This window comes from Curtobacterium sp. 458, from assembly GCF_030406605.1.
Classification (GTDB): Bacteria; Actinomycetota; Actinomycetes; order Actinomycetales; family Microbacteriaceae; genus Curtobacterium.
This window is the reverse complement of record NZ_CP129104.1, coordinates 1734502-1759422: the sequence shown is the minus strand read 5'-3', so window position 1 is coordinate 1759422 and position 24921 is coordinate 1734502. Positions and strand designations below refer to the sequence as shown.

The 24921-nt window shown below is 72.9% G+C and carries 24 protein-coding genes; 18 read left to right on the top strand and 6 right to left on the bottom strand.

Translation table 11 applies throughout. The features are described 5' to 3' along the window. Positions 1-379: 379 nt before the first annotated feature. The 6 genes from QPJ90_RS08755 to QPJ90_RS08730 all read left to right on the top strand — a co-directional run bounded on the left by QPJ90_RS08755 (position 380) and on the right by QPJ90_RS08730 (position 9246). A complete protein-coding gene (locus QPJ90_RS08755; RefSeq protein ID WP_290134042.1) occupies positions 380-1240 on the top strand; it encodes a rhodanese-like domain-containing protein in 861 nt (286 codons plus the stop codon). A 201-nt stretch (positions 1241-1441) separates the two neighbouring features. After that, positions 1442-2497 carry an NAD-dependent epimerase/dehydratase family protein gene (locus QPJ90_RS08750; RefSeq protein WP_290134041.1) on the top strand — a complete coding sequence of 352 codons (1056 nt, stop codon included), beginning with the start codon at positions 1442-1444 and terminating at the stop codon, positions 2495-2497. Positions 2498-2500: 3 nt separating this feature from the next. Next, on the top strand, positions 2501-3046 hold the full coding sequence (locus tag QPJ90_RS08745; protein ID WP_290134040.1) for an ATPase: 546 nt from the start codon (positions 2501-2503) through the stop codon (positions 3044-3046). A gap of 65 nt (positions 3047-3111) precedes the next feature. Then, positions 3112-4956, top strand: a complete 1845-nt coding sequence (locus QPJ90_RS08740) for a DUF255 domain-containing protein (protein ID WP_290134039.1) — start codon at positions 3112-3114, stop codon at positions 4954-4956. A 47-nt stretch (positions 4957-5003) separates the two neighbouring features. Next, entirely contained in the window at positions 5004-8858 is a 3855-nt protein-coding gene (hrpA, locus tag QPJ90_RS08735) for an ATP-dependent RNA helicase HrpA (protein WP_290134038.1), read from the top strand. Positions 8859-8877: 19 nt separating this feature from the next. Next, positions 8878-9246 (top strand): VOC family protein, encoded by a 369-nt coding sequence (locus tag QPJ90_RS08730; protein WP_290134037.1) that lies wholly within the window; start codon positions 8878-8880, stop codon positions 9244-9246. Positions 9247-9276: 30 nt separating this feature from the next. Here the strand turns inward: QPJ90_RS08730 and QPJ90_RS08725 are convergent, their stop codons facing one another. Beyond that, on the bottom strand, positions 9277-9822 hold the full coding sequence (locus tag QPJ90_RS08725; RefSeq protein WP_290134036.1) for a GNAT family protein: 546 nt from the start codon (positions 9820-9822) through the stop codon (positions 9277-9279). Continuing rightward, positions 9819-10367: a YbaK/EbsC family protein gene (locus QPJ90_RS08720; protein ID WP_290134034.1), complete on the bottom strand. Its 549-nt coding sequence runs from the start codon at positions 10365-10367 to the stop codon at positions 9819-9821. The genes QPJ90_RS08725 and QPJ90_RS08720 overlap by 4 nt, the downstream gene beginning before the upstream one ends. 36 nt (positions 10368-10403) lie before the next feature. On the opposite strand from QPJ90_RS08720, the gene QPJ90_RS08715 reads away from it, so the two are divergent. Then, the gene (locus QPJ90_RS08715) at positions 10404-11060 is read left to right on the top strand and encodes a CatA-like O-acetyltransferase (RefSeq protein WP_290134032.1); all 657 of its coding nucleotides are present in this window, start codon (positions 10404-10406) and stop codon (positions 11058-11060) included. A gap of 52 nt (positions 11061-11112) precedes the next feature. On the opposite strand, the gene QPJ90_RS08710 is transcribed toward QPJ90_RS08715, so the two are convergent. Then, positions 11113-11784, bottom strand: coding sequence for a DUF2461 domain-containing protein (locus QPJ90_RS08710; protein ID WP_290134031.1), 672 nt, complete (start codon positions 11782-11784; stop codon positions 11113-11115). A gap of 96 nt (positions 11785-11880) precedes the next feature. Here QPJ90_RS08710 and QPJ90_RS08705 point away from each other — a divergent pair, with 96 nt between their 5' ends. The 4 genes from QPJ90_RS08705 to QPJ90_RS08690 all read left to right on the top strand — a co-directional run bounded on the left by QPJ90_RS08705 (position 11881) and on the right by QPJ90_RS08690 (position 14672). Further along, complete coding sequence (locus tag QPJ90_RS08705) at positions 11881-12372, top strand: nucleoside deaminase (RefSeq protein WP_290134030.1); 492 nt, start codon at positions 11881-11883, stop codon at positions 12370-12372. Positions 12373-12448: 76 nt separating this feature from the next. After that, entirely contained in the window at positions 12449-13186 is a 738-nt protein-coding gene (locus QPJ90_RS08700) for a class I SAM-dependent methyltransferase (RefSeq protein WP_290134029.1), read from the top strand. A gap of 60 nt (positions 13187-13246) precedes the next feature. Further along, positions 13247-14254 (top strand): LacI family DNA-binding transcriptional regulator, encoded by a 1008-nt coding sequence (locus QPJ90_RS08695; protein ID WP_290134028.1) that lies wholly within the window; start codon positions 13247-13249, stop codon positions 14252-14254. Positions 14255-14285: 31 nt separating this feature from the next. Continuing rightward, a complete protein-coding gene (locus QPJ90_RS08690) occupies positions 14286-14672 on the top strand; it encodes a VOC family protein (RefSeq protein WP_290134027.1) in 387 nt (128 codons plus the stop codon). 161 nt (positions 14673-14833) lie between these two features. Here the strand turns inward: QPJ90_RS08690 and QPJ90_RS08685 are convergent, their stop codons facing one another. Further along, the gene (locus tag QPJ90_RS08685; RefSeq protein WP_290134026.1) at positions 14834-15556 is read right to left on the bottom strand and encodes an alpha/beta hydrolase; all 723 of its coding nucleotides are present in this window, start codon (positions 15554-15556) and stop codon (positions 14834-14836) included. After that, positions 15553-16326, bottom strand: a complete 774-nt coding sequence (locus QPJ90_RS08680) for an alpha/beta fold hydrolase (RefSeq protein ID WP_290134024.1) — start codon at positions 16324-16326, stop codon at positions 15553-15555. Before QPJ90_RS08680 ends, QPJ90_RS08685 begins: the two co-directional genes overlap by 4 nt. Positions 16327-16410: 84 nt before the next feature. Between QPJ90_RS08680 and QPJ90_RS08675 the strand changes: the two genes are divergently transcribed. From QPJ90_RS08675 to QPJ90_RS08665, 3 genes are all read left to right on the top strand, one after another. Then, on the top strand, positions 16411-16908 hold the full coding sequence (locus tag QPJ90_RS08675) for a hypothetical protein (protein WP_290134023.1): 498 nt from the start codon (positions 16411-16413) through the stop codon (positions 16906-16908). Between the two features lie 25 nt (positions 16909-16933). Further along, positions 16934-17482: a dihydrofolate reductase family protein gene (locus QPJ90_RS08670; RefSeq protein ID WP_290134021.1), complete on the top strand. Its 549-nt coding sequence runs from the start codon at positions 16934-16936 to the stop codon at positions 17480-17482. Positions 17483-17598: 116 nt separating this feature from the next. After that, on the top strand, positions 17599-18897 hold the full coding sequence (locus QPJ90_RS08665) for an NAD(P)/FAD-dependent oxidoreductase (protein WP_290134020.1): 1299 nt from the start codon (positions 17599-17601) through the stop codon (positions 18895-18897). 283 nt (positions 18898-19180) lie between these two features. On the opposite strand, the gene QPJ90_RS08660 is transcribed toward QPJ90_RS08665, so the two are convergent. Then, positions 19181-20086, bottom strand: a complete 906-nt coding sequence (locus QPJ90_RS08660; RefSeq protein WP_290134019.1) for an SDR family oxidoreductase — start codon at positions 20084-20086, stop codon at positions 19181-19183. Positions 20087-20181: 95 nt separating this feature from the next. Here QPJ90_RS08660 and QPJ90_RS08655 point away from each other — a divergent pair, with 95 nt between their 5' ends. The 4 genes from QPJ90_RS08655 to QPJ90_RS08640 all read left to right on the top strand — a co-directional run bounded on the left by QPJ90_RS08655 (position 20182) and on the right by QPJ90_RS08640 (position 24919). Then, a complete protein-coding gene (locus QPJ90_RS08655; RefSeq protein WP_290134018.1) occupies positions 20182-20754 on the top strand; it encodes a TetR/AcrR family transcriptional regulator in 573 nt (190 codons plus the stop codon). 92 nt (positions 20755-20846) lie between these two features. Then, positions 20847-22079: an acyltransferase gene (locus QPJ90_RS08650; protein WP_290134017.1), complete on the top strand. Its 1233-nt coding sequence runs from the start codon at positions 20847-20849 to the stop codon at positions 22077-22079. A 238-nt stretch (positions 22080-22317) separates the two neighbouring features. Next, entirely contained in the window at positions 22318-23676 is a 1359-nt protein-coding gene (locus tag QPJ90_RS08645; RefSeq protein ID WP_290134016.1) for an MFS transporter, read from the top strand. 58 nt (positions 23677-23734) lie between these two features. Next, on the top strand, positions 23735-24919 hold the full coding sequence (locus QPJ90_RS08640; protein ID WP_290134015.1) for an NAD(P)/FAD-dependent oxidoreductase: 1185 nt from the start codon (positions 23735-23737) through the stop codon (positions 24917-24919). Positions 24920-24921: the final 2 nt, after the last annotated feature.

Here is a 24921-nt window from a genome sequence, read left to right as displayed (position 1 = left end):
GCTCGGTGCCGGGCGGGTCGTCCGCGCGTCGCGTGGGGGGGGGGGGGTCGGTGCCGCTGCGGAACGACCGGACCGCTGTCGGACGACGACGGTCCGGTCGTTCATTGCACGCGACGGAAGTTGCGCACGCGGGACTGCGACACCGCCGCTGTCGGACGACCGCGGCGGTGTCGTTCGACAGCGGCCGACCACGGCCGCACCCACGCCAGCGCGCCACGCCCGCCCACGCCCGCGCGCCGCGCCCGGCCCCGCCAGCGCGCCGCGCCGCGCGCCGCCCGCACCGCCCGAGAGCCGAATCGCGCGGTACGGAACGGCCCGCAGTTGCGCAGTGTTGCGGTTCCCCTCGCAGGCGTCAGGGGTCCTCGTTACGGTGGGCGGCATGGCCCCCGTCCTGACCTCGCCGCTCGTGTCGACGCAGTGGCTCGCAGACCACCTCGGTGCTGACGAGCTCGTGGTGCTCGATGCCTCCGTGCAGACGTCGGGGACCGGACTCGAGACCACCTGGCGATCCGCGGAGGACGCCTACGCCGACCGTGGGCACGTGCCCGGCGCCCGCTACGCCGACCTGCTCGACGACTTCTCCGCGCCGGACGGCGACGTCCCGTTCACGCGGCCGAGCGCCGAACGGTTCGAGTCCGCCGCGGGCCGCCTCGGCGTCACGAACACGTCGACGGTCGTGGTCTACGACGACGGGGTCGGGCAGTGGTCGGCTCGCCTCTGGTGGATCTTCCGGTCGTTCGGGTTCGACTCCGTGGCCGTGCTCGACGGTGGCTTCACGAAGTGGCGCGACGAGGGGCGTCCGGTCCGGATCGGTTCCCTCGCCCGCTCGGCGCAGACTCCCGGGTCGCACGCGTTCCTCGCGGGTGAAGAGCGGCCGCTCTGGGTCGACCACGACCGGGTGCGGCGTGCGACGACGGGTGTCGAGCCCGCGGCACTCGTCCTCGCGGCGGACGACACCGCGCTCGGCGACGACCACGCTCCGGTGATCCCCGGCAGCACGGCGATCCCGGTCGGCACCCTCGTCGACCCCGACACGAACGCCTACCTGAAGGGGCGCGCGCTCGAAGCGGCCTTCGCGGAGGTCATCGGGTCGGACGAGATCGTCACGTACTGCGGTGTGGGCACGGCGGCGTGCGTGGACGCCCTCGCGCTCACCGTCCTCGGGCACGACCGGGTGCAGGTGTACGACGGGTCGCTCATCGACTGGTGGCGCCGCGAGCCGGAGTCCGTCGCGTCCTGATCGCGCAGCGCGCGAGCGCACGCGCACACACCGGCCGCGCAGCACGCGAGCGCACGCGCACGCGCACACACCGGCCGCGCAGCGCGGGAGCGCACGCGCACACCGTCGGCGCCACCCGCGCCAGCGCAAGCCGAGCCCCCTCGCGACGTCAGCCGCGCGACCGACGCGCCCCGCGCCTCCCGGCCGCACTACCGTTGCAGCATGAGCACGAGACGCGCGGTCATCCTCGGCGGCACCGGCGGCATCGGCTCCGCGGTCGCCCGGCACCTCCTCGACGCCGCCGACGACTGGCAGGTCGAGGTCGTCTCGCGCCGGGGCGGACCCGTGGCGGACGCCCTCGTCGCCGACGGCGCGACCTCGACCACCGGCGACGCCCGTGACACCGCGCTGCTCCGGTCGCTGCTGCGACCCGGCGCCGACCTCGTCGTCGACACCGTCGGGCGGACGCGCGACGACGCCCTACGGCTCCGGCCGTTCCTCGACGACGCGGGGTCCACCGTGTTCGTGTCCTCGAAGGCGGTGTACGTCGACGAGCAGGGACGGCACGGCAACTCCGTCGAGCGCCCAGTGTTCGGCGGCCCGGTGAGCGAGCTGCAGCCCACGGTCGTGCCGAACGACGCCGACCCGACGAGCCGCGACGGCTACGGCGCTGCGAAGGTCGCTGCCGAACAGGTCCTGCTCGACCACGGTGCCCCGGTCACGGTGCTGCGTCCGTCGAAGGTGTACGGCCCGCACATCGGGCGTCCGCGGGAGTGGTTCGTCGTCCGACGGGTGCTCGACGGTCGGGAGCGCGTCCTGCTCGCGGACCACGGTCGCGGCGTCGACCACACCACCGCCGCATCCGGCATCGCCGACCTCGTGGGGCTGGTCGCGGACCGGCCGGACCGCCGCATCCTCAACGTCGCCGACGAGACCGCACCGTCCGTCCTCGAGATCGTGCGGAGCGTCGCGGGCCACCTCGACCACGAGTTCGACGAGGTGCTGCTCGACGAGGACGCCCCGGCGTTCGTGGGCGTCACGCCGTGGTCGTCGCCGAGCCCGTTCGTGCTCGACACGACTGCCGCGCGGGCGCTCGGCTGGCAGCCGCCGCGCTTCGACCAGGCCGTCGTCCCCGAGCTGGACTGGCTCGTCGACACCGCGCACCGGGTCCCGGCGGACGGCGACGTGCCGTGGGCCGACGACCCGTTCTGGGAGCGGATGTTCGACTACGGCCCGGAGGACGCCGCGCTCGCCCTCCTCATGCTCGGTCGGGGCTGACCCGTGGTGCGCTCGGAGGTGCTGTTCATCGGCGGCAGGTCCGGCGTCGGCAAGTCCGCTGCCGCCGAGGCGCTGCACGACCTCCTCGTCGCCGCCGACGTCCGGCACGTCGTCATCGAGGGTGACGCGCTCGACCTGGCGCACCCCGCGCCGCACGTCGAGCACCCCGAAGCACACCTCGCGGAGCGGAACCTCGCGACGATGTGGGAGCGGTACCGCGAGCTCGGGCACCGCCGCTTGATCTACACGAACACGAGCTCGGTGCTGCACCTGGACGTGCTGACCGCCGCGATGGGCGACGAACCCCTGGCCACCGCGGTGCTGCTGCGCGCGGGCGACGCAGCCGTCGCGGACCGCCTGCGTCGGCGGTCCGGTGGTCGCCTCCCCGAGGCGCAGCTCGCGCACAGCACCAGGACGGCCGGGAGGCTCGACACGGCTGTCGGGGACGAGGTCACGCGGGTGGACACGGACGACCTGACGCCGGCGGACGTGGCCCGTCGGCTCGCGTCGATCACGGGGTGGCTCTCCCCGCGACCGGCTGTGGACTGAGCGGTTCCGTCCACAGTCTGCCTCGCACGATGCCCCGCCCAGGGCGGTCCGGGCAGGCTGGACGCATGAACGACAACCGCCTCGGCTCGGCCGTCAGCCCCTACCTCCGCCAGCACGCGGAGAACCCGGTGGACTGGCGCGAGTGGGGCCCGGAGGCCTTCGCCGAGGCTCGCGATCGAGATGTCCCCGTCCTCGTGTCGATCGGGTACGCGACCTGCCACTGGTGCCACGTCATGGCGCGCGAGAGCTTCTCGGACCCAGGGGTGGCCGACCTCCTGCGGCAGGACTTCGTGGCCGTCAAGGTCGACCGCGAGGAACGCCCGGACGTCGACGCGAGCATGATGGCCGCGGCGAGCGCCTTCACCGGACAGCTCGGCTGGCCCCTCACCGTCTTCACGACGCCCGACGCGCACGTGTTCTTCGCGGGGACGTACTTCCCGCCGGAGCCGGTGCAGCAGGTGCCGTCGTTCCGGCAGGTCCTCGGCGCCGTGCTGGACGCCTGGCGTGAGCGTCGGGGCGAGGTGGACGCGAACGCGGCGGCGATCGCGGCGGCGATCCGGCAGGGCGCCGAGGCGGACGCGACCGTCGTGTCCAGCGACGGACGCGACGGGGACGAGCCGCGCCTCCCGTCGGTGGACACGACCCATGCGGTCCTCGACCAGCTGCGGCAGGCGGAGGACACCACGTACGGAGGTTTCGGGGGCGCGCCGAAGTTCCCCGGTGCGCCACTCCTCGAACTGCTCGGCGACCTCGCGGCGGACGACCCGGCCGACGGTGCGGATGCCCGCGGGCTGCTCGGCCGCACGCTGGGGGCGATCGCCGGCTCCGAGCTCACCGATGCCGACGGCGGGGTCTTCCGGTACGCGACGCAGCGTGACTGGAGCGTCCCGCACTACGAGCGGATGCTCTACGACAACGCGGGACTGCTGGCGGTGGCCGAGTCCGCGCAGGCACGGGGCATCGCCGCGTTCCTCCGCGACACCCTGCGGCGACCGGACGGTGCGTTCGTCGCGGCGCAGGACAGCGAGTCGACGATCGACGGGCGCCGGGTCGAGGGCGAGTGGTACCGCCGTCCGCTGGCCGAGCGCGCGACGCTCGATCCGCCGCCCCTCGACGACCAGGTGCTGACGGGCTGGAACGGCCTCGCGATCCGAGGGCTCGCCATCGCCGGAGCGCGGTACAGCGACGACGAGATGACCTCGCTCGCCAGGGGCGCGGCGGACGCGGTGCTCGCAGCGCACGTGCGTGACGGGCACGTGGCGGTCCGGTCGAGTTCGCCGCGTGGCACGTCGAGCGCTCCGGCGACGATCGAGGACGTCGGCCTGCTCGCCGAGGGGCTGCTCGAACTCGCGCTCGTCACGGGCGAGGTGTCCTACGCCTCCGCCGCACGGGTCCTCGTCGACGACGGCCTCGCCGGTCGCTTCGGTGTCGACCCGGTCCTCGACTCGGCGGGGACGGCGACCGGCGAACAGCCGCAGACGGCGCTGCGGTCGGGGACGGTCGGCCTCGCCTCGGCGGCGGCGACGCTCGCAGCGCTGACAGGTGAGCGCTCGTACCGCGACGCGGCCGAGCGGCTCGTCGCCGATCGTGCCCGGTCCGGAACGGAACGACCGCTCGGGTACGCCGATGCGCTCGGGCTCGCGCTGGCGCTCGGGCGACCGTCGCGCGAGGTCGTCGTCGTGACCGCCGACCTGGCCGACCCGATGCGGTCAGCGGCGTTCGGCGCGCGACGTCCCGGGACGACGATCGCGGCCGTGACCCCGGCACAGGCCGACGAGTGGGCGGCCGCGGGCTTCGGGCTGTTCGAGTCGCGCGCCGCGCTCGCCCCGGCGGCGTACGTGTGCCACGACCGGGTGTGCGCACTGCCGGCACGGGCACTCGACGAGCTCGTGGCGCAGCTCGCTGGATGACGCGCGAACACCACGGCGGGACGCCGCACAGGTATCCTGGAATGCTCATGTCTGCCACGCCCGTCATCACGTACCCGCCCGAGCTGCCCGTCTCGCAGCGGCGGGACGACATCGCTGCCGCGATCCGCGACCACCAGGTCGTGATCGTCGCCGGTGCGACGGGCTCCGGCAAGACCACCCAGCTGCCGAAGATCTGCCTCGAACTCGGCCGCGAGTCGATCGGGCACACCCAGCCCCGCCGGATCGCAGCCCGCACGATCGCCGAGCGGGTGTCCGAGGAGCTGGGCGGCGAGCTCGGCGACCTCGTCGGGTACCAGGTCCGCTTCACCGACAAGGTGTCCGCGAACACGAAGATCAAGCTGATGACGGACGGGATCCTCCTCAACGAGATCCACTTCGACCGTGACCTGAAGCGCTACGACACGATCATCATCGACGAGGCGCACGAGCGGTCCCTGACGATCGACTTCCTGCTCGGCTACCTCAAGCGGCTCCTCCCCCGCCGGCCGGACCTCAAGGTCATCATCACGAGTGCGACGATCGACCCCGAGTCGTTCTCGCAGCACTTCGGTGGCGCCCCGATCATCGAGGTTTCCGGCCGGACGTACCCGGTCGAGGTCCGCTACCGCCCGCTCGTCGCGGACGACGGCGACGGCGCCGACAGCGACGACGACGAGGACGACCCGCGGACCGACGACCACGGGAACGGCAACGGCCGCACCCCGGACGACCGTGACGTCCTCCAGGGCATCACCGACGCGCTCGACGAACTCGCCCGCGAAGACCCGGGCGACGTCCTCGTGTTCCTCTCCGGCGAGAACGAGATCGGCGACGCGCAAGAGGCCATCGAGGGCAAGCGGTACCCGGGCACCGAGGTCCTCCCCCTCTACGGGCGCCTGTCCGCCGCCGACCAGCACCGGGTCTTCGAGCGACGCAGCACGCCGGGCGTCCGCCGCCGGGTCGTCCTCGCGACGAACGTGGCGGAGACGAGCCTCACGGTGCCCGGCATCAAGTACGTCGTCGACACCGGGACGGCCCGCATCTCCCGGTACTCGCCGCGCGCCAAGGTCCAGCGCCTCCCGATCGAGGCGATCAGCCAGGCGAGCGCGAACCAGCGCTCGGGTCGTGCCGGTCGCACGAGCGCGGGCATCGCCGTCCGGCTGTACTCGGAGCAGGACTTCGAGCGTCGGGCCGAGTTCACCGATCCGGAGATCCTCCGCACGAACCTCGCGGCGGTCATCCTGCAGATGATCTCCCTCGGCTTCGGCGACATCGAGTCGTTCCCCTTCCTGCAGCCGCCGGACTCCCGAGGGGTGAAGGACGGTCTCGACCTGCTGCGCGAGCTGCGGGCCGTGGACGGTGACGGGCGGATCACGAAGGCCGGTCGACAGCTGACGCGGCTGCCGATCGACCCGAGGCTCGGCCGGATGGTGCTCGAAGCCGGGCGACAGGGCGTCGGCCGCGAGGTCATCGCGATCGTCAGCGCCCTGAGCATCCAGGACCCACGCGAACGCCCGCTCGAGAAGCGCGCCCACGCCGACCAGCTGCACGCCCGGTTCGCCGACCCGACGAGTGACTTCCTCACCCTCCTCAACCTCTGGAACCATATCGAGGACAAGCAGGACGAGCTGTCGTCGAGCGCGTTCCGGCGACTGTGCAAGGCCGAGTTCCTGAACTACCTGCGCATCCGCGAGTGGCGGGACCTGTACCGGCAGCTCTCGCGCGCGGCGAAGCAGGTCGACGTCCGCGTCGGGCAGTCCCGCAGCGAGGACGGCGACGCCGTGCACCGGTCGCTGCTCGCCGGGCTCCTCAGCCAGATCGGTCTCCGCGACCGGGAGAAGCGCGACTACCTCGGGTCACGGAACACCCGGTTCGTGGTGTTCCCGGGCAGCGTCCTCGCGAAGAAGCAGCCCGACGCGGTGATGGCCGCCGAGCTCGTCGAGACCAGCCGGCTCTTCGCCCGCACGGTCGGCAAGATCGACCCCGCGTGGGTGGAACCGCTCGCCGGTGACCTCCTCAAGCGCACCTACGGTGAGCCGCACTGGGAGAAGAAGCAGGGCGCCGTCGTCGCCTACGAGCGCGTGACCCTGTTCGGCGTCCCCGTCGTCCAGCGGCGGCGCGTGCAGTACAAGCGCGTCGACCCCGAGCACTCCCGTGAGCTGTTCATCCGGCACGCCCTCGTCGAGGGCGAGTGGGACTCGCAGCAGGCCTTCGACCGCGAGAACCGCCGTCTCCGCAAGGAGCTCGAGCAGCTCGAGGAGCGCACGCGCCGACGGGACATCCTCTTCGACGACGAGAAGATCGTCGACTTCTACGACGCCCGCATCCCCGCAGACGTCGCGACCACCCGCGATTTCGAGGGATGGTGGCGGAAGGCGAGGCGCGACCAACCGGACCTGCTCACGATGCGCAGGTCGGACCTCCTGGCCGAGGACGCGGCGGAAGCCGCGCAGGACCAACAGGAGTACCCGACCCAGTGGCGGTCGGGCGACCAGCGTCTCGCGATCAAGTACCGCTTCGAGCCGGGCGCGCAGGACGACGGTGTGAGCGTCCAGGTGCCCCTCGCGCTGCTCCCCCGGATGCGCGAGGAGGGGTTCGACTGGCAGGTGCGGGGCCTGCGCAAGGAGCTCGTCACGGCGCTGATCAAGTCCCTGCCGAAGCAGATCCGCAAGAACATCGTGCCCGCGGCGGACTGGGCGGAGAAGATCGTCGCCGAGCTCCCCGACGACGCACCGACGGAGCCGACCGAGTCGTTCCGGTCGACGCTGGCCAGGACCATCCAGCGCATGACCTACGTGCCCGTGTCGGAGTCGGACTTCGACCTGACCCGCGTGCCGCCGCACCTGCTCCCCACCTGGGCCGTGGTCGACGAGCGTGGCCGGAAGGTCGAGGCCGGTAAGGACCTCGCGGCCCTGCAGACGAAGCTGAAGGACCGGACCCAGCAGAGCGTCGCCTCCGCCACGGCGAAGGCGAACCGGCCTGGAGGCGCTGCTCGCGTCGCGCAGGCCGGTACCGACCTCGAGCGGTCGGGTCTCACCGCGTGGCCCGCCGGTGACCTCCCTCGCGTCCTCGACACGAAGCAGTCCGGCGGGGTGATCCGCGCCTACCCGGCGCTGGTCGAGGAGGGCTCCGGTCCGAAGGCGACGGTCGCGGTGCGGCTGCTCGCCACCGAGCGCGACCGCGCGGTCGCGATGCCGGCGGGTGTCCGTCGACTCGTCATGCTCGCGGTGCCCTCGCCGGTGTCGTACATCCAGCAGCACCTCACCGCGCAGGAGAAGCTCGCCCTCGCCGCCTCGCCGTACTCCTCGACGCAGGCACTCTTCGACGACGTCCTCGCCGCGGTCGTCGACGCCGGCATCCGCGCTGCACACCCGGACGGTCTCGTGTTCGAGCAGGCCGCGTTCGAGCGGGTCTGCGACGCCGTGTCCTCCACCGTCGTCGACACGATGTTCACTGCTGTGTCCGAGGTCGCGGCCGTCCTCACCGCGCACCGCAACGCCGAGCGGGCGATCAAGCAGGCGAACTCCATGTCGCTGCTCGGGGCGCTGACGGACATGCGGCAGCAGCTCGAACGGCTCGTGTTCCCCGGGTTCGTGGCAGTCGCCGGGCTCGACCGGCTCCGACGGATCCGCGTCTACCTGCAGGGGGTCGAAGCGCGCGTGCAGAAGCTCCTGCAGAACCCCGGGCGCGACGCGGCCTGGATGCGCGAGGTCACCGTCGCCACCGACCGCTACACCGACGCCGGTGGGACCTTCCCGCCGGAGGTCGGCGCGCACCCCGAGCTCGTCCACGCACGCTGGATGCTCGAGGAGTTCCGGTTGAGCCTGTTCGCGCAGGAACTCGGGACCGCCGAGACGGTGTCGTTGCAGCGGATCACGAAGGCTCTGGCTGCCGCGCGCTGACGGGGCTAGCGTGTCGGCCATGATCGGCACACTCGACGTCGTCGTCCTGGACTGCCCGGACCCCCGCGCACTCGCGCGCTTCTACGTGGACCTCCTCGGCGGCGAGATCGTCGCCTTCGACGAGGACTGGGCGGAGATCGCGCTCCCCTTCACCGACCTCCGGCCCATCCTCGCGTTCCAGCAGGTCGCCGACTACCGCGCGCCGGAGTGGCCTGGGCAGGACGTCCCGCAGCAGAGCCACCTCGACGTGAAGGTCGACGACCTCGACGCCGGGGAGACCGCGGTGCTGGCGATCGGCGCGACGGCGACGGGATCCGGGACCGAGACGTTCCGCGTGTACCTCGACCCGGCCAGGCACCCGTTCTGCCTCATCCGACCGAACGACTGAGCGGGCGCACCGACCCGGCCGCGGTGCGCTTCACCGGACCGGGTCGGTCGCGAGCCGGGCGTACACGCACAGGTCATGCCGCACGCCCTCGATCGGGTACGCCTGCCGCAGCGTGCCCTCGAGGGTGAACCCGAGCCGCTCCGCGACCGCGCGGCTCGGCAGGTTGTCGGCGGCGGTCCGGAGTTCGACGCGGAACACCCCGTCGGCGAACAGCGCGTCGAGGAAGGCCTCGACCGCGCGGGTCATCACGCCCCGCCCACCGGCGCTCGACGCCAGCCAGTAGCCGATCTCGGCCTTCGCCGTCGCCGGGGTGATGCGTGCGGCGAGTGCGCCGACGACCTGCCCGTCGAGCACGATCGCCGTGGGGACCCCGGTGCCCTCGGCCCAGCCGGTGAGTCCTGGGGTGAGGTAGGCGAGGACGTCCTCGGTGGCGAGGTCCGGCCGGGCCAGTTCCTCCCACGGCCGGAGGTGGTCGAGGTCCGCCACCACGAGGTCGCGGTACGCCTCGGCCACGGAGTCGTCGGCGAGGACGAGCGACACGTGGTCGTCGACGACGATCGGCAACCGGACCGTCATGCGTCGGGCGTTGGAGTCGCGAGTCCCTCGACGACCTGCACGTGCGGCAACCCCGCGAGCACCGCGCCCGGCAGGAACAGCTTCGCGCCACGGAGCCCGGCGCCGATGACGACCTCGGGAGCGTCCTGCACCCGTGCGTCCGCGTACACCGGCCACGACGACGGGAGGCCGATCGGGGTGATGCCGCCGTACTCCATGCCGGTCAGCGCGACGGCCTCGTCCATCGGGGCGAAGCTCGCCTTGCGGACGTCGAGGAGCTTCTTGACGACGCGGTTCACGTCCAGGCGGGTGTGGGCGAGCACGATGCACGCGGCGTACCGGACGTCCTCGCCGCGCCTGCCCGCGACGACGATGCAGTTCGCGCCGCCCTCCACCGGGAAGCCGTACGCCTCGGAGAACGCCGCCGTGTCCGCCAGGTCGGGGTCGATCGGCGCCGCCTCGATCCGACCGACGACGTCGCCGGGCAGTGCGACGAGCGCCTCGGCGACCGGGATCGCCAACTGACCGGAGGCGACGAGGGCGGGGACGCGCTGCAGTGTCGGCATGGCTCCACCCTAGGGATCGGGGCCACACTGGCTCTCATGACCGCGCTCCGCCCCGTCGACCTCGCCACCTGGCCCCGCCGCGAACACTTCGAGCACTACCGAGACCGGGTGCCGTGCACGTGGGAGATGACCGTCGAGCTCGACGTCACCGACTTCGCCGAGGCGGTCAGGCGTACCGACCGTCGCACCTACGCCTCACAGCTGTGGGCGGTCGCGTCCGTGGTGAACCGCCACGAGGAGTTCCGGATGCAGCTCCAGGAGGACGGCTCGCCGGCGGTATGGGACGTGGTGCACCCGATGTTCACGGTGTTCCACCCCGACACGGAGACGTTCTCGGTGCTGTTCGTCCCGTTCGACGAGGACCCGGCACGGTTCCACGCGGCGGCCGTGTCGACGATGGAGCGCTACCGGGACGACCACCGGATGTTCCCGCAGCCCGACCGCCCCCGGAACGTGTTCGACGTGTCGACGCTGCCCGGGACGTCCTTCACCGGGTTCGCGCTGCACGTGAAGGAGGGCTTCGACCACCTGCTCCCGGTGTTCACGATCGGGCGCTACCGGCACGTCGAGGGCCGGACCATGATGCCGATCGCAGTGCAGGTGCACCACGCGGCGGTCGACGGGTTCCACGGGTCACGGCTGTTCGCCGAGTTGCAGACGACCTTCGCGGAGGCCGGCGGGCTCCGCGGCTGACGCAGCGCACACCGGGCGAGACCGCACGACCAGCGCCGGAGCCCGCAGCCGCTCAGGCCCGCTCGTCGATCGACCGCGCTCCCGGCACGGGCGGCGCCGGGTCGTCGGCGGCGTCGGGGTCCACGGCCCGTGCCCACTTCACGGTCCACCGAACGAGGGGCTGCACCCGCTCCCATGCATCGACGACGTCGGACAGCGGGCTGGTCAACGGTAGGTGCCGGAGCGCGGCGTAGTGCTGCATCCGGAGGAGCTCGATGCGCGGGTGGTCGGCGTCGTACCCTCGCGGTGCGGTCTTGAGTGGCGGCCCGGCGAGCTCGAACCCGGCGTCGGTGAGGTCGTCCAGCACCCGCTGCAGCGCCGCAGCGGCCTGGGGGTGCTCGTCGATCGCGGTGCGGGCGGCGTCGAGCTGCGCGCGCGACGGGGTGTACAGCCCGCCACCCGCCTGGATGCCGTCGGCACCGGCGCTGAGGTAGACCCCGCCCGCGGTGAGCCCGGTGTCCTCCCGGTAGGGCCGCTTGTCCGGCGTGAACCGGAGGTCCCGGTGCTGCCGGAGCACCCGACCGGGCCCGTAGCGTCGCTCGGCCTCGTCGAGCAGGGCCTCCATCGGTGCCTCGACGTGCCGCTCCCAGTCCTCCCGGTGGTCCTCGAACCAGGACTTGTCGTTGTGCTCGGCGAGCCCGCGGAAGAACGTGGCGAGCGCAGGGGTGAATGGCCGGTCGGTCATGCCGGCCAGTGAACCGCCGCCGACTGCGACCCGCCCGACGCCCCGGGGTACGACGCCGCCCACCGCCCGGGCAGCCGCAGAGAGGACGGTGGGCCGATGCACCACGACGAACCGACCCCGCCGACCGACTTCACGGCACTGGCGGTCTCCCGCGCGCTCGACAACGTCGCCGACGGCGGCAAGCCATTCGCCTGCCTGATCGTCCGCGACGGCGAGGTCGTCGTCGAGGCCGTCAACCACGTCGCCCAGACCGGCGACCCGACGGCGCACGCCGAGATCCGCGCGATCCGTGCTGCCGCCGAACAGGGCATCACGGACCTCGGCGGGTACGACGTCTTCGTGACGGCGTACCCGTGCCCGATGTGCCTCGGTGCGCTCTACTACGCGCAGCCCGACCGGGTCGTGTACGCCGCGACACGGGAACAGGAGGGCGAGCACTACGAGGACGGCAACCGCCTGATGACCCTCGGCGGCTTCTACGCCGAGTACGCCAAGCCCGTCGAGGAGCGCACGCTGCGCGCCCAGCAGGGCAGCGTCGACGACCCGACCGCGCCGTTCCGCGCGTGGAACGCCCGGCACGCGGACTGACGCAGTGGACGCGCCCCTGTGCCGGACGGGAGGTTCGGGGCGGGCCCTCCCGTCCGACAGGTGCCAGGGTGGGGACATGACCTTCGAGCAGCACGCGCGCTCCTTCGGCAGCGCGGTCGACGCCTACGAGCACGGGCGGCCGGGGTACCCGGCCGCGGTGGCCGACTGGTTGGTCCCCCACGCGGCGCGGCGACTCGTCGACGTCGGTGCGGGGACCGGCAAGTTCACCCGGACGCTGCTCGACCGCGGCGCCGAGGTGGTCGCGGTCGAACCGGACCCGGCGATGCGGGCGCGGCTCGCGACGCTGCTGCCGGATGTCCGCGCGCTGGACGGCACCGGTGAGGTGGTCCCGCTGCCGGACGCGTCCGCGGACGCGCTGACCTTCGCGCAGTCCTGGCACTGGGTCGACCCGGCCGCCGGCATCACCGAGGCTGCACGGGTCCTCCGGCCCGGCGGCGTCCTCGGCCTCGTCTGGAACGTGCGCGACGAGTCCTCGGACTGGGCGCAGCGGCTCGGCAACGTCATCACGCGGCCCGAGGCCCAGCGGATGTCGTACGACGACGAGTCGGTGCTCGACGGGCCCTTCGGGGAGCGGGAGCACCGCGTGTTCGCGTGGGTGCACGAGCAGGACCGGTCGGCGTTCCTCGACATGGTCCTGTCGCGCAGCTACGTCATCGTGCTGCCGGACGCCGAGCGCGCCGACCTGCGTCGAGCGGTCGAGGAGCTCCTCGACACCCACCCGGACACGGCTGGGCACGACGTCGTCCGGGTGCCGTACCGCACGCACGTCCACCGGTACGAGCGGCGGCCGTAGCGCGGCCAGCACTGGCGCGGCCAGCCCGTGCACGGCCGACCCGGGCGGTACGCTCGGACGATGCGCGCGACCGTGCGGGAGGTGGCCGCCCTCGCCGGGGTGTCACCGAAGACCGTCTCCAACGTCGTCAACGGCGGCGTCCCCGTGCGCCCGGAGACCCGGGCACGCGTCGAACAGGCGGTCGCCGAGCTCGGGTACGTGCCGAACCTGTCGGCCCGCGGGCTGCGGAACGGCCGGTCGGGCGTCATCGCGCTCACCCTGCCGGAGATGCGGAACCCCTACGCCGCGGAACTCACCGAGTGGTTCGTCGAGCTCGCCCGCGACCACGGCTGGGTCGTGCAGCTCGACCAGACGGGCAACGACCCCGAACGCGAGCAGGACCTCGTGTCCCGCGCCCGCGCGCACCTCGTCGACGGGCTCGTGCTCAACCCGGTGACGCTGAGCGCGAGCGTGCTGGCCTCGACCGAGGGACTCCCGCCGACCGTCGTGATCGGCGAGGTCGAGCCGGAGCACGTCGACCAGGTGCACGTCGACAGCCGGGCCGCGGCGGAGGAGGCGACGGCGTTCCTCCTCGGCGCCGGTCACCGGCGGATCGCGATCGTCGGTGCGGCGGCCGCCGTCCGGGCGACCGCGACGAGCGAGCTCCGCGAACGCGGACACGGCGATGCGCTGACCGCGGCAGGCATCCCCGTCGACGCAGGGCTCCGGGTGCCGCTCGACGACTGGTCGACGGCGACCGCAGCCCGCGAGTTCGGTGCGTGGCTGGACCGGAACGACCTGCCCGACGCGGTGTTCGCGTTCACCGACTCGATCGCGTTCGGCGTGCTGCACGTGCTCGCCGCCCGCGGGGTCCGGGTGCCGGAGCAGGTCAGCGTGATGGGGTTCGACGACATCGCGGCGGCGGCGTTCGCGATCCCCGCGCTCACGACGGTGGCGTTCGACCGGAAGACCCTCGCGGGTGCAGCGCTGCGGCTGCTCGCCCGGCGGATCGACGACCGGACGGCGCCGCCGGAGACGTTCGTGGTGCCGCACCGGATCGTCGAGCGCGCGAGCGTCACCCCGCGCTGACGCCCGGCAGGACGCGCGTACGCTCCGCCGCATGACGAGCGACGACGCGACGATGCCGACCCTCGTGGCCACGGTGGTGCAGTCCCCCGAGCCGATCCGACTGGCGCGCTTCTACGGGGCGCTCACGGGGTGGACGGTGCACGAGGACGACCCGACGTGGGCGCGGGTCCGGCCGGTCGACGGCGCTGGACTGTCGGTGCAGTACGACCCGGAGTACGTCGCCCCGGTCTGGCCGAGCGAGGCCGGCGCGCAGAACATGCAGCTCCACGTCGACTTCCAGGTGGAGGACCTGCCCGGTGCCGTCGCCCGGGCGGTGGAACTGGGCGCCCGCGAGGCAGCGTTCCAGCCGCAGGACGACGTCCGCGTGCTGCTCGACCCGGACGGGCACCCGTTCTGCCTCTTCCTGCCCGGCGCATGAGCGGACCGCGGGCGCGGGTGGGCCCAGGCGGGCGCGGGCGGGCGCGGGCGCCGAGACTCGGCTGGGCGGACAGTTCGGTGGTCGTCGCGCCGCGAAGGTGTCCGCGGAGCCGAGACTCGGCCCGGGCTGAGCCCGGCCGAGCCCGGCCGGCCGGCCGCGCCTCAGTCGGTGGCGGCGAGCACGGCCTCCCGGGTGCGGGGATCGCCGAGGATCCGGAAGTGCCCGCCGACCGGCAGCCGCACGTTCGTCGCCCCGGCGAGCTCCGACCCCTCCGGTATGAGCGTGTCGAACACCCCGTAGACCGAGGTGATCCGCGCGTTCACCGCGAGCTCCCGCCCCATCGCCGCGAGCACCGGGTCCGCGGCGCGGAACACCCGGAGGTGCGCGACGGGGGCCAGCCTCGCGAGCGACGAGCCGCCGAACGGCGTGGAGACCGCCACCATCCGGTCGATCCGGCGGTCAGGGTCGAGCGACGCCATCGCGTACTTGCCGATGAGACCGCCCTTGCTGTGCGCGACGAGCAGCACCTCGTGCAGGTCGTGTTCCTCGAGGTACGCGACGACCTCCTCCGCCGAGGCAGGCACCGGGCGGACGTTGTGCCGGAGGACGGGCAGCACATGCACGGGGTGGCCACGATCGTGCAGCGCGTCCATCAGCGGTCGCATGAAGTGCCACGTCTCGTAGACGCCCGGGATGACCACGACGGGCGGCCGGTCGCCGTCGAGGTAGTCGTCCGCCGTGGTCGGCCCGAGGCTCCGCACCTGCCAGCGCGCGGCGTAGAGCCAGTCGCGTGCGGCCCACGCGGCGCGCGTGAGCAGCCCGACGGGAGGCACGGATCGCCCGTCCGGGTCGGCCTGCGTCGTCGAGGCGGTCGGGTCGGTCATCCGAGGCGCTCCAGGGTCTCGACGCGCCGGAACTCGGCGACCAGGTCGGCGAACGCGACCGGGCGGTGCTCCTGCACGTGGTGCGCGCCGGGGAGTTCGACGAACGCGCCGCGGCGGGCGTTGGAGGCGACCCGGGCGGCCCAGGCGTGGCGGGCGATCGGGTCCCGGTCGCCGCGGACGACGAGCACCGGGACGTCGAGGCCGGCGACCCGCTCGAGCAGCGGGTAGCGGAGCATCGGACCGAGCTCCCGGACGTACTGTCGGACGCTGCGCAGGTAGTCGGTGAGGACGATGGCGTTCATCCGCGGCCCTTCGGCGAACGAGTCCCGACCGAGGTCCACGGCCTGGTGGAACAGCGTCCGTCGACGATCGTCCACGACGGGTCCGACGAGCACGACCGACGACACCGCACCCGGGTGGCGGAGCCCCGCCTCCACGGCGACCTGCGATCCCATCGACTGCCCGACCACGACGAGTTCCCCGGCGCCGCGGGACCGTGCCGCGCGCACCACGAGGTCGGCCAGCTCCTCGGCGTCGAGCCGTCGACCGGCCGGTGGCAGCCCGCCGAAGCCCGGGAGGTCGACGGCGACCGTCCGGTGCGTCCTCGCCAGCGCCTGCTGCGAGCGGGCGAACGAGCGGTGCGACATGCCGATGCCGTGCACGAGCAGCACCGTCGGGACCAGGGCGTCGTGGAGGCGACCGGCCGGCGCCAGCGTCCGGAGCCGCACGGGCAGCCCGTCGACCGACACCGTCTCGACCTTCGCGCGCACGGCTCCGACGCTACGCCCGGGTCCACAGTGCAGCGTCAGCGTCGTCATCACCGGTTGATAGCCGGGCGGTGTGCACTCGTCACCATGAACGACACCACCCCGACGACACCGCCCCGGCAGTACCCGTCCGCTCCGGACGGGTGGGGCGCAGCACCTGCAGCCGCACCGAGCGGGTGGGACGCCGCGCCGACCGCCGGTCAGACGGCGACGGACACCCGCACACCCGGCACGGACCCGTACGCCGCCGAGTGGGACACCGCGCGGCAGACACCGACCCCCTGGTACGGCAACGCCCAGGCCCAGGGGCGAACGAAACCACGCCCGCCGTGGTTCTGGCCGGTCATCGCGGCGGCGGTCGGGGTGGCTGCGCTCCTCGTCGGCGGCGGCGTCGGCTTCGCGATCGGGCACGCGATCGGCGGGACGCAGTCCCAGGGCACGTCGCAGTTCCCCGGCCGTGGGACGAACGGCTTCCCGGGGTACGGCGGCGGCACCGGGCAGCAGCCCGGCGGCACCCAGGGCGACAGCGGAACCCAGGGTGACAGCGGCACCCAGGGCGGCACCGACTCCGGGTCTGGTAGCTGACCGGCCCCGCCGCTATCCTCCGAGCATGCGGAAGGTCACCTCGGGTCTCTTCACCTCGGTCGACGGCGTCGTCGACGAGCCCTACAAGTTCCAGCACGACAGCTTCGACGACGAGCTCGGCGCGGGCATGACGGCGTTCATGTCCCGCACCGACACGGTCCTCCTCGGCCGGAACAGCTACCTCGAGTGGGCGGAGTGGTGGCCGGCGCACGCCGACGACCCCTTCGGCCAGTGGATCAACCCGATGCCGAAGTACGTCGCATCGACCACGCTCGGCGACGACCTCGCGTGGGAGAACAGCACGCGCATCACGGGCGACCTCGACGCCTTCGTCCGCGACCTCAAGCAGCAGGACGGCGGCGACATCGCGGTCACGGGCAGCATCTCGGTCGTCCGGCACCTGCTCTTCGCCGGGCTGCTCGACGAGCTCCAGCTCATGATCCACCCGGCGATCGCCGGCCCCGGCCGGCGGCTCTTCGAGCCCACGGACCCGCCCACGCGCCTGACGCTGGTCGACAGCACCGTGACGAGCAAGGGGAACGTGCTGAACACCTACACGCGGCGAGACGGCTGACGGACCCGGGGCGGGCCTCCAGGCCGGGTCGGTGGTGAACGCCCGGTCATCGGAGGGCCCTGAGCGCGCGTACCCTCGGAGGCGACCATCCGCCGTCCGAGGAAACCAGGGAGCTCATGCCGCAGGACACCCGCCCACACGTCGTCATCGTCGGTGGAGGCTTCGCCGGCATCGCGGCCATGCGGGAGCTCGCGGACGCCGACGTCCGGGTCACGCTCGTCGACCGCCACGTCTACAACATGTTCCAGCCCCTCATGTACCAGGTGGCGACCGGCGGCCTGAACGCCGGCGACGTGACGTACTTCCTCCGCAGCCTCCGGGCGAAGCAGTCGAACGCCGAGTTCCGGCACGGCCTGCTCACCGGCATCGACCCGGTCGAGCGGATCGCCGAGATGTCCGACGGCGAGCACCTGCACTACGACTGGCTGATCCTCGCCAACGGCGTGAACACGAGCTACTTCGGCACACCCGGCGCGTACGAGTACGCCTACTCGATGTACTCCCGGTCCCAGGCGCTCCGCATCCGCGACGAGCTGTTCACCCGGCTCGAGGAAGCCGCCGCGAACCAGGGCCCGGACGAGATCAAGATCGTGATCGTCGGCGGTGGTGCGACCGGCGTCGAGATGGCCGGTGCGCTCGCCGAGCTCCGGGACCAGGCGCTCGTCGGCGCCTACCCCGAGATCGAGCGCGGCAACATCTCGATCACGCTCGTGCACCGCAGCGGCGAGCTCCTCAAGCCGTTCGCGCCGCGCCTGCGTCGGTACGCGGCGAAGATCCTCCGGAAGCGCGGGGTCGTGCTGCGGCTCAACACGGGCGTCGCCGAGGTCCGTCCGGACGGCGTCGTCACCGCCGAGGGCGAGTTCATCCCGGCCTCGCAGGTCATCTGGGCCACCGGCGTCGCGGCGCACAAGGAGGTCTCGGGCTGGGGCATGCCGCAGACCCACGGCGGCCGGATCCAGGTGGACGACGACCTCCGCGTCAAGGGTGTCGACCGGGTCTTCTCCGCCGGTGACATCGCCGCCCAGGACGACGCGCTCGCCCAGCTCGCCCAGCCGGCGCTCCAGGGCGGCAAGCACGTCGCGAAGCAGATCAAGCGCCTGCTCGAGGGCAAGCCGACCGAGCACTTCAAGTACTTCGACAAGGGCACGATGGCCACGATCGGCACGAACGCCGCGGTCGCCCAGCTCCGCGGCGGGATCACGATGGTCGGCCCCGTGGCGTGGGCGGCGTGGGTCGCGGTGCACATCGCCTCGCTGCTCGGCAACGGCAACCGGCTGTCGACGCTGTCGCACTTCTTCGTGCGGTACCTGTGGTTCATGCGGAAGCGCGCGATCCCGATCGTCGGCGACGTCCGGCCCGTGCGGCCGAACGGCGACCGCGAGCCCGAGCCCTGGCAGATGCAGAAGGCCGAGTAGGCGCCGGGAGCGCGGGGGCTCCTGCGCTCATCGTCCGCGACGAACACGCGTCGATCGACACGCGTTTCGTCGTTCGTTGCGACCGCATCGGATGCGCGTGCATGTTGCGACGACACACGCGTCGATCGACGCTCGCATTGTCGAACCCGCTCGGCACGCGGCAGGCGCGAGCGGCAGGAGCACGCACGGCGCGCCGTGGACGCGACCCGGCACCGGACGGGAGGCGCGGTGCGGGCCCGCACCGTGCCTCCCGTCCGGCGGGTGGTCCGCCGGGCGCGGGGCGCTACGCGCCCCGAAGCGGGAAGTACGCCCCGCCCGCGATGTCGTCGAGCAGGCCGACGCCCGTCGGCTCCCACCCGAGCAGTTCGCGCGTCGCGTCCGAGGTCGCCGACATCTCCATCGCGAAGAAGCGGCCGATGAAGCCGAAGTGCTCCTCGGCGTCCGCCGGGTCGACCGACGTGACCGGCAGGCCGAGTCCGGCCCCGATCGCCTCGGCGATGTCCCGCGTCGGGATGCCGGACTCCGTGACGGCGTGCAGCCGCGTCCCCGCCGGGGCCTGCTCGAGTCCGAGCCGGACGAGCCGGGCCGCGTCCGTGACGTGCACGGCGGCCCACCGGTTCGTGCCGTCCCCGACGTAGCCGGACACCCCCGTGCGCTGGGCCGCAGCGACGATCGCCGCGATGAACCCGTGGTCGCCGGTGCCGTGCGTGGTCGGGCTGAACCGGGCGGCGATCGCACGGACGCCCTGCGCGACGAAGTCGAAGCCGCGGTTCTCGCTCCCGCCGCGCATGCTGTCCGGGCCGACGAACGGGTTGTCGTCCGACTCGGTCGCCGGACGACCCTGTGCGAGACCCGCGACCCCGGAGGCCACGACGAGCGGCCGGTCGGTGCCGACGAGCGCCGACGCGAGGGTCTCGACGGCAGCACGCTCGGCGGCGTTCGTCGCGACCGGGTCCGCCCAGTCGTGCTTGTTGGCGAGGTGGAGGACCCCCTCGGCGTCGCCGGCGCCGCGGTGCAGGGCGTCGAGGTCGTCGAGGTCCCCGCGGAGCACCGCGGCACCCTTCCCCTCGAGCGCGGCGGCGGAGGCGTCCGAGCGGGCGAGTCCGGTGACGGTGTGTCCAGCGGCGAGCAGCTCGTCGACGGTGTGGGAGCCGATCCATCCGGAGGCCCCGGTGACGAACACGTGCATGTGCGTTTCCCTTCACGGTGTCCGTGGCGCTGATGTCACGAACTGACATCACGGTAGCACTCGATGTCAGTCGCTGTCATCAGTAGACTGCCGACATGGTCCGATGGCAACCCGGTACGCGCGAGCGACTGCAGTCGACGGCGATGCAGCTCTTCGCCGAGCAGGGCTACGACGCCACGACCGTGGCCGAGATCGCCGGGGCGGCCGAGGTCACCGAGCGCACCTTCTTCCGGCACTTCGCCGACAAGCGCGAGGTGCTGTTCGCCGGGCAGGACGACTTCCTCGCGATGTTCGCGGACCCGATCGAGCAGTCCCCGGACGGCACCGCGCCGTTCGAGCTGGTCCGCCTCGCGATCACCGCCGCCGGTTCGTTCTTCGACCACGAGAAGCGGCCGTTCTCCCGCGCCCGCCAGGCGATCATCGAGGCGAACCCGGCCCTGCAGGAACGGGAGCTCGCCAAGCTCGCGACCCTGAAGATCCACCTGGGTGCCCTCCTCCGCCACCGCGGCGTGGGCGAGCCCGCCGCGACGATCGCCGCCGAGACGGCCGTCACGGTGTTCCACCTCACGTTCCAGCAGTGGATCGCGCCGGACGAGGACCGGTCGTTCGAGGACGTCGCGGCCGAGCGGCTCGACGCCCTGACGGAGCTCGTGCACCCCGTTCGTTGAGACTCCTCTTACCTCGGGCGAGCATCCTGTAACGATCAGGTCACGGTCCGCTCGTCGGTCCGGGCAGCAGAACGATCTCGCAGGAGGCGACCGTGGCGACCACCACGATCTCGCCGGAGCGGACCCGCAGCACCTCCGCACCGGCCACGACCGACGGCAGCACGCACGCCGACGGCACCGCACGCAGGGGCGGCAGCACGACTCCCCCGCCGCCGTTGACGTCCCGTGCGCCCGCGCTCGACGGGCTGCGCACGATCGCGATCCTCGCCGTGATCCTCTACCACCTCCACGTGTCGCACTTCGACGGCGGCTTCATCGGCGTCACGGTGTTCTTCGTGCTCTCCGGCTTCCTCATCACGACGCTGCTGCTCGGCGAGCGCCGGAAGACCGGCCGCATCCGCCTCGGCTCGTTCTGGGGCAAGCGCGTGCTGCGGCTCTACCCGGCACTCATCGCCTTCGTGGTCGTCGGACTCGCGCTCTGGAACTGGGTCGGCGACTACAAGGGCGCGACGTTCTCCGCCGGCGAGGCCGCGTTCATCGCCCTGAGCTACACGGGCAACCTCTTCCGCTCGTTCTGGGACACCACGCAGGGCGTGTTCGCCCACACGTGGAGCCTGTCGATGGAGGAGCAGTTCTACCTCGTCTGGCCGCCCGTGCTCGTGCTGCTCTTCGCGATCCGGTCGCGTCGCCGGTGGCTGATGGCCGGGCTCGGCGTGGTCATCGTCGGCGCCTCGATCGCGTCGTTCCTCAGCTACGAGAAGCCCAACGGCGGCGCGACCCCGGACGTGTACTTCTCGCCCGTGCTCGGCGTCGTCCCGCTCGCGACCGGGTGCCTGCTCGCGCTGCTGCTCGACGACGAGCGCGTCCGTCGCGTCGCCGCGGGCATCGCCGGCCACCTGGCCACGTGGGTCGGGCTGGCCGCCCTCGTCGGCGTCCTGCTCTGGATCGACGGAGACTGGACGCAGCACGCCTCGACGTTCGGTGTGGTCCTGCCCGTCACCGGCCTCGTGTCGGCGGTGCTCATCGGCGGACTCGTCTCCGTCCGCACCCCGGTGTCGGCGGTGCTCGCGTGGACGCCGATGTCCTGGTTCGGCCGTCGGGTGTCGTACTCGGCGTACCTCTGGCACCCGCTCGTGATCGCGCTCCTCGGGACGTTCGCGATCGGTGCGTGGGGCAAGGTGTGGCTGGTCGGTGCGGCGCTCCTCGTGGCGGTCGGCGCGGCCTACGCGGTCGAGGTGCCGGTCGAGAAGGCCCGCAAGCGCTTCCGCGAGGCCAAGCGTCTCGTCGCCGCGGATCGCGCCGCGCGCGAGCACGCCACCGCGTAGCGCCGGCAGCGGCTGTCGCACGCGACCAGACGACCGGCGGGAGGCCCGTGGCGGCGCCGCCACGGGCCTCCCGTCCGTGTGGTGGTCGCGACCAGACCCTGCAACGGCACGCGCGCGGTTCGTGGATCCGGTGGCCGAAGCCAGCGCGCCGCACGGAGGACAACCTGGGACACCGGCGGCGGGGTCCGGCCTACGGTCCGGTGGGCGTCGCCACGGTGGCGGCGCTCGAGGAGCGACCATGACCCAGCGCGGCACGACCGCCACCCCTGCCGGACGGAACGGGTTCCTCCGGCGCATGACGTTCGCGTGCGCATGGGGTGAGGGCCTCGACGGCTTCGACCTCGGCGTCATCAGCGTCGCCCTGCCGTCCATCACGATCGCGCTCGGCCTCGACCCGGTGCTCGCCGGGCTCATCGGCGCGAGCTCGCTGATCGGCATCTTCATCGGAGCGCCACTCGCCGGGTGGCTCACGGACCGGTTCGGCCGCAAGCGGGTCTTCACGATCGACGTCCTGCTGTTCATCGTGCTCGGGCTGCTGCAGGCGTTCGTCGCGGACGGCTGGCAGCTCTTCGTCGTGCGCGTGCTGCTCGGCATGGCGATCGGTGCGGAGTACTCGATCGGTGCCGCGATGCTCGCCGAGTTCGCACCGTCGAAGGACCGGGGCCGACGGCTCTCCGGGCTGCTCGTCTGCTGGTACGGCGGGTACCTCGTCGCCGTCGTCACCGCCTACGCCCTGATCGACTGGGCCGGGCTGAGCTGGCGGTGGGTCCTCGTCACGAGCGCCCTCCCCGCGGTCGTCACGGCGCTGGCGCGGCTGGGCTTCCCCGAGTCACCGCGGTGGCTGCTCCAGCACGGACGGACGGAGGAGGCCCGGACGATCGTGACCGAGCGGCTCGGCGGCGACGCGTACTTCCGCGACGAGCAGTACGCGGCCGAGGAACAGCGCGAGGGCGGGTACCGGGTGCTGTTCGCGAAGGAGAACCGGCAGCGCCTCGCCTTCATCTCGCTGTTCTGGGCGTGCAACGTCGCACCGTACTTCGCGATCTTCACCTTCGCGCCGACCGTCCTGAAGTCGCTGCAGCTGCACGACGAGGCGACCGGGACGATCATCGTCAACGCCATGGCCGCGATCGGTGCGCTCGTCGGCATGCTCACGATCGAGCGGCTCGGTCGACGCCGGCAGCTCATCCCGCCGTTCTGGATCATGGCCGTCGCCCTCGCCGTCGTCGGGCTCTGGGGGTCGGCACCGGGTGTCGTCGTCGTCCTCTGCTTCGCGGTGTTCTCGTTCATGAACGCGGCGCAGGGGAACCTCACCGCGGTGTACCCGATCGAGGTGCTGCCGACCGAGGTCCGCTCGACCGGCGTCGGCTTCGCGGCCGCGTGCAGTCGGGTCGGTGCCGCTGCGGGGACCTTCCTGCTGCCGATCGGCATCGACTCCATCGGCATCGGTGCGTGCATGCTCATCGCCGCCGCGATCTGTGTCGTCGGAGCGCTCCTGTCCCAGGTGATGGCGCCGGAGACCACCGGCAAGGGTCTGCACGACACGAGCACCCAGCCCCTGCGCGAGCAGGCCCGGACGACGACCGCCGCCCGGTGAGCCGGTCCGGGGTGCGCACCTGCACGGGGACGGCGGCCGTGGTCCGTAGGCTCCGAGCGTGACCACCGAGCGCGTCGACGTCCTCGTCGTCGGCGGCGGCCCCGTCGGCTGCTTCGCCGCGGCACTCCTCGCCGAGCGCGGCATCGACGTCGCGGTGTGGGAACGACGTGCCGACCCGCCGAGCGGCTCCCGGGCCATCGGCATCCACCCGCCGTCGCTCGACGCCTTCGCAGCGATCGGTCTCGACCGGGCGGTCCTGTCGGAGGCCGTGCTCGTCCGCACCGGTGTCGCCCGGAGCCGGGGCCGCGAGCTCGGTGCGCTCTCCTTCGCGGGCGCCTCGGCCACGCACCCGTACGTCGCGACGCTCGACCAGCACCGGACGGAGACGCTCACACGCAGGCGGCTGCCAGCGGGAGCCCTCCGGACCGGCACGACACTGACCGGCCTGCACCAGGACCGGTCACGTGTCCTCGCCGAGGGGACCGGACCGGACGGCAGCCCACGGTCGGTCGAGGCGGCGTTCGTCGTCGGCGCCGACGGCGGCCACAGCACGGTGCGGGAACTGCTCGGCATCGCGACCCGTGGGCGGGACTACCGCCACCGCTACGTGATGGGCGACTTCGCCGACCCCGAGGACCCGTCGGCACGATCGACCGCGCTCGTCGACGTCGGGCCGGACGGGGTCGTCGAGTCGTTCCCGCTGCCGGGTGGTCGACGGCGGTACGTGGCGCTCGTGGGCGTGACCGGCGAGGGCTCCGACCGCTCGGACTCCACCGGAACGGCGGCCGCCCGTCTCGCCGACGTCGTCGCCGAGCGCACCGGGTCGACCCCGGACCCGTCGACCTGCACGATGACGAGCGACTTCGGTGTCCGCCGGCGGGAGGCCACCCGGACCGGGATCGGTCGGGTCGTGCTCGTGGGCGACGCGGCGCACGAGATCAGCCCGATCGGCGGCCAGGGCATGAACCTCGGCTGGCTCGACGTGACGTCACTCGTGCCGATGCTGGCGACCGCGCTCCGGGCCGGTGCGGGCGCGACGGTGCCGATCACCGCGCGGACGGCGTGGGCGCGGCGTCGCCGAGCCGCTGCCCGGCGTGCGGCGCGGCAGGCCGAGGTCAACATGGCGCTCGGACTCCCCGCCGGGGTCGCCGGGTCCCGCGGCCGGGACGCGCTGTTGCGCACGGCGTTGGCGCTCCCCACGGCGTCGACGCTCGCCGGCCTCTACGCGATGCGCTGGGCCTGAGC

Excerpts from the sequence above, each read along its gene's own strand:
- QPJ90_RS08705 (WP_290134030.1), top strand. The coding sequence starts at position 11,881 with ATGCACCACGACGAACCGACCCCGCCGACCGACTTCACGGCACTGGCG.
- QPJ90_RS08660 (WP_290134019.1), bottom strand. The coding sequence starts at position 20,086 with ATGCACGTGTTCGTCACCGGGGCCTCCGGATGGATCGGCTCCCACACC.
- QPJ90_RS08690 (WP_290134027.1), top strand. The coding sequence starts at position 14,286 with ATGACGAGCGACGACGCGACGATGCCGACCCTCGTGGCCACGGTGGTG.
- QPJ90_RS08675 (WP_290134023.1), top strand. The coding sequence starts at position 16,411 with ATGAACGACACCACCCCGACGACACCGCCCCGGCAGTACCCGTCCGCT.
- QPJ90_RS08725 (WP_290134036.1), bottom strand. The coding sequence starts at position 9,822 with ATGACGGTCCGGTTGCCGATCGTCGTCGACGACCACGTGTCGCTCGTC.
- QPJ90_RS08670 (WP_290134021.1), top strand. The coding sequence starts at position 16,934 with ATGCGGAAGGTCACCTCGGGTCTCTTCACCTCGGTCGACGGCGTCGTC.
- QPJ90_RS08755 (WP_290134042.1), top strand. The coding sequence starts at position 380 with ATGGCCCCCGTCCTGACCTCGCCGCTCGTGTCGACGCAGTGGCTCGCA.
- QPJ90_RS08750 (WP_290134041.1), top strand. The coding sequence starts at position 1,442 with ATGAGCACGAGACGCGCGGTCATCCTCGGCGGCACCGGCGGCATCGGC.
- QPJ90_RS08710 (WP_290134031.1), bottom strand. The coding sequence starts at position 11,784 with ATGACCGACCGGCCATTCACCCCTGCGCTCGCCACGTTCTTCCGCGGG.
- QPJ90_RS08700 (WP_290134029.1), top strand. The coding sequence starts at position 12,449 with ATGACCTTCGAGCAGCACGCGCGCTCCTTCGGCAGCGCGGTCGACGCC.
- QPJ90_RS08685 (WP_290134026.1), bottom strand. The coding sequence starts at position 15,556 with ATGACCGACCCGACCGCCTCGACGACGCAGGCCGACCCGGACGGGCGA.
- QPJ90_RS08645 (WP_290134016.1), top strand. The coding sequence starts at position 22,318 with ATGACCCAGCGCGGCACGACCGCCACCCCTGCCGGACGGAACGGGTTC.
- QPJ90_RS08655 (WP_290134018.1), top strand. The coding sequence starts at position 20,182 with ATGGTCCGATGGCAACCCGGTACGCGCGAGCGACTGCAGTCGACGGCG.
- QPJ90_RS08720 (WP_290134034.1), bottom strand. The coding sequence starts at position 10,367 with ATGCCGACACTGCAGCGCGTCCCCGCCCTCGTCGCCTCCGGTCAGTTG.
- QPJ90_RS08665 (WP_290134020.1), top strand. The coding sequence starts at position 17,599 with ATGCCGCAGGACACCCGCCCACACGTCGTCATCGTCGGTGGAGGCTTC.
- QPJ90_RS08740 (WP_290134039.1), top strand. The coding sequence starts at position 3,112 with ATGAACGACAACCGCCTCGGCTCGGCCGTCAGCCCCTACCTCCGCCAG.
- QPJ90_RS08730 (WP_290134037.1), top strand. The coding sequence starts at position 8,878 with ATGATCGGCACACTCGACGTCGTCGTCCTGGACTGCCCGGACCCCCGC.
- QPJ90_RS08715 (WP_290134032.1), top strand. The coding sequence starts at position 10,404 with ATGACCGCGCTCCGCCCCGTCGACCTCGCCACCTGGCCCCGCCGCGAA.
- hrpA (WP_290134038.1), top strand. The coding sequence starts at position 5,004 with ATGTCTGCCACGCCCGTCATCACGTACCCGCCCGAGCTGCCCGTCTCG.
- QPJ90_RS08695 (WP_290134028.1), top strand. The coding sequence starts at position 13,247 with ATGCGCGCGACCGTGCGGGAGGTGGCCGCCCTCGCCGGGGTGTCACCG.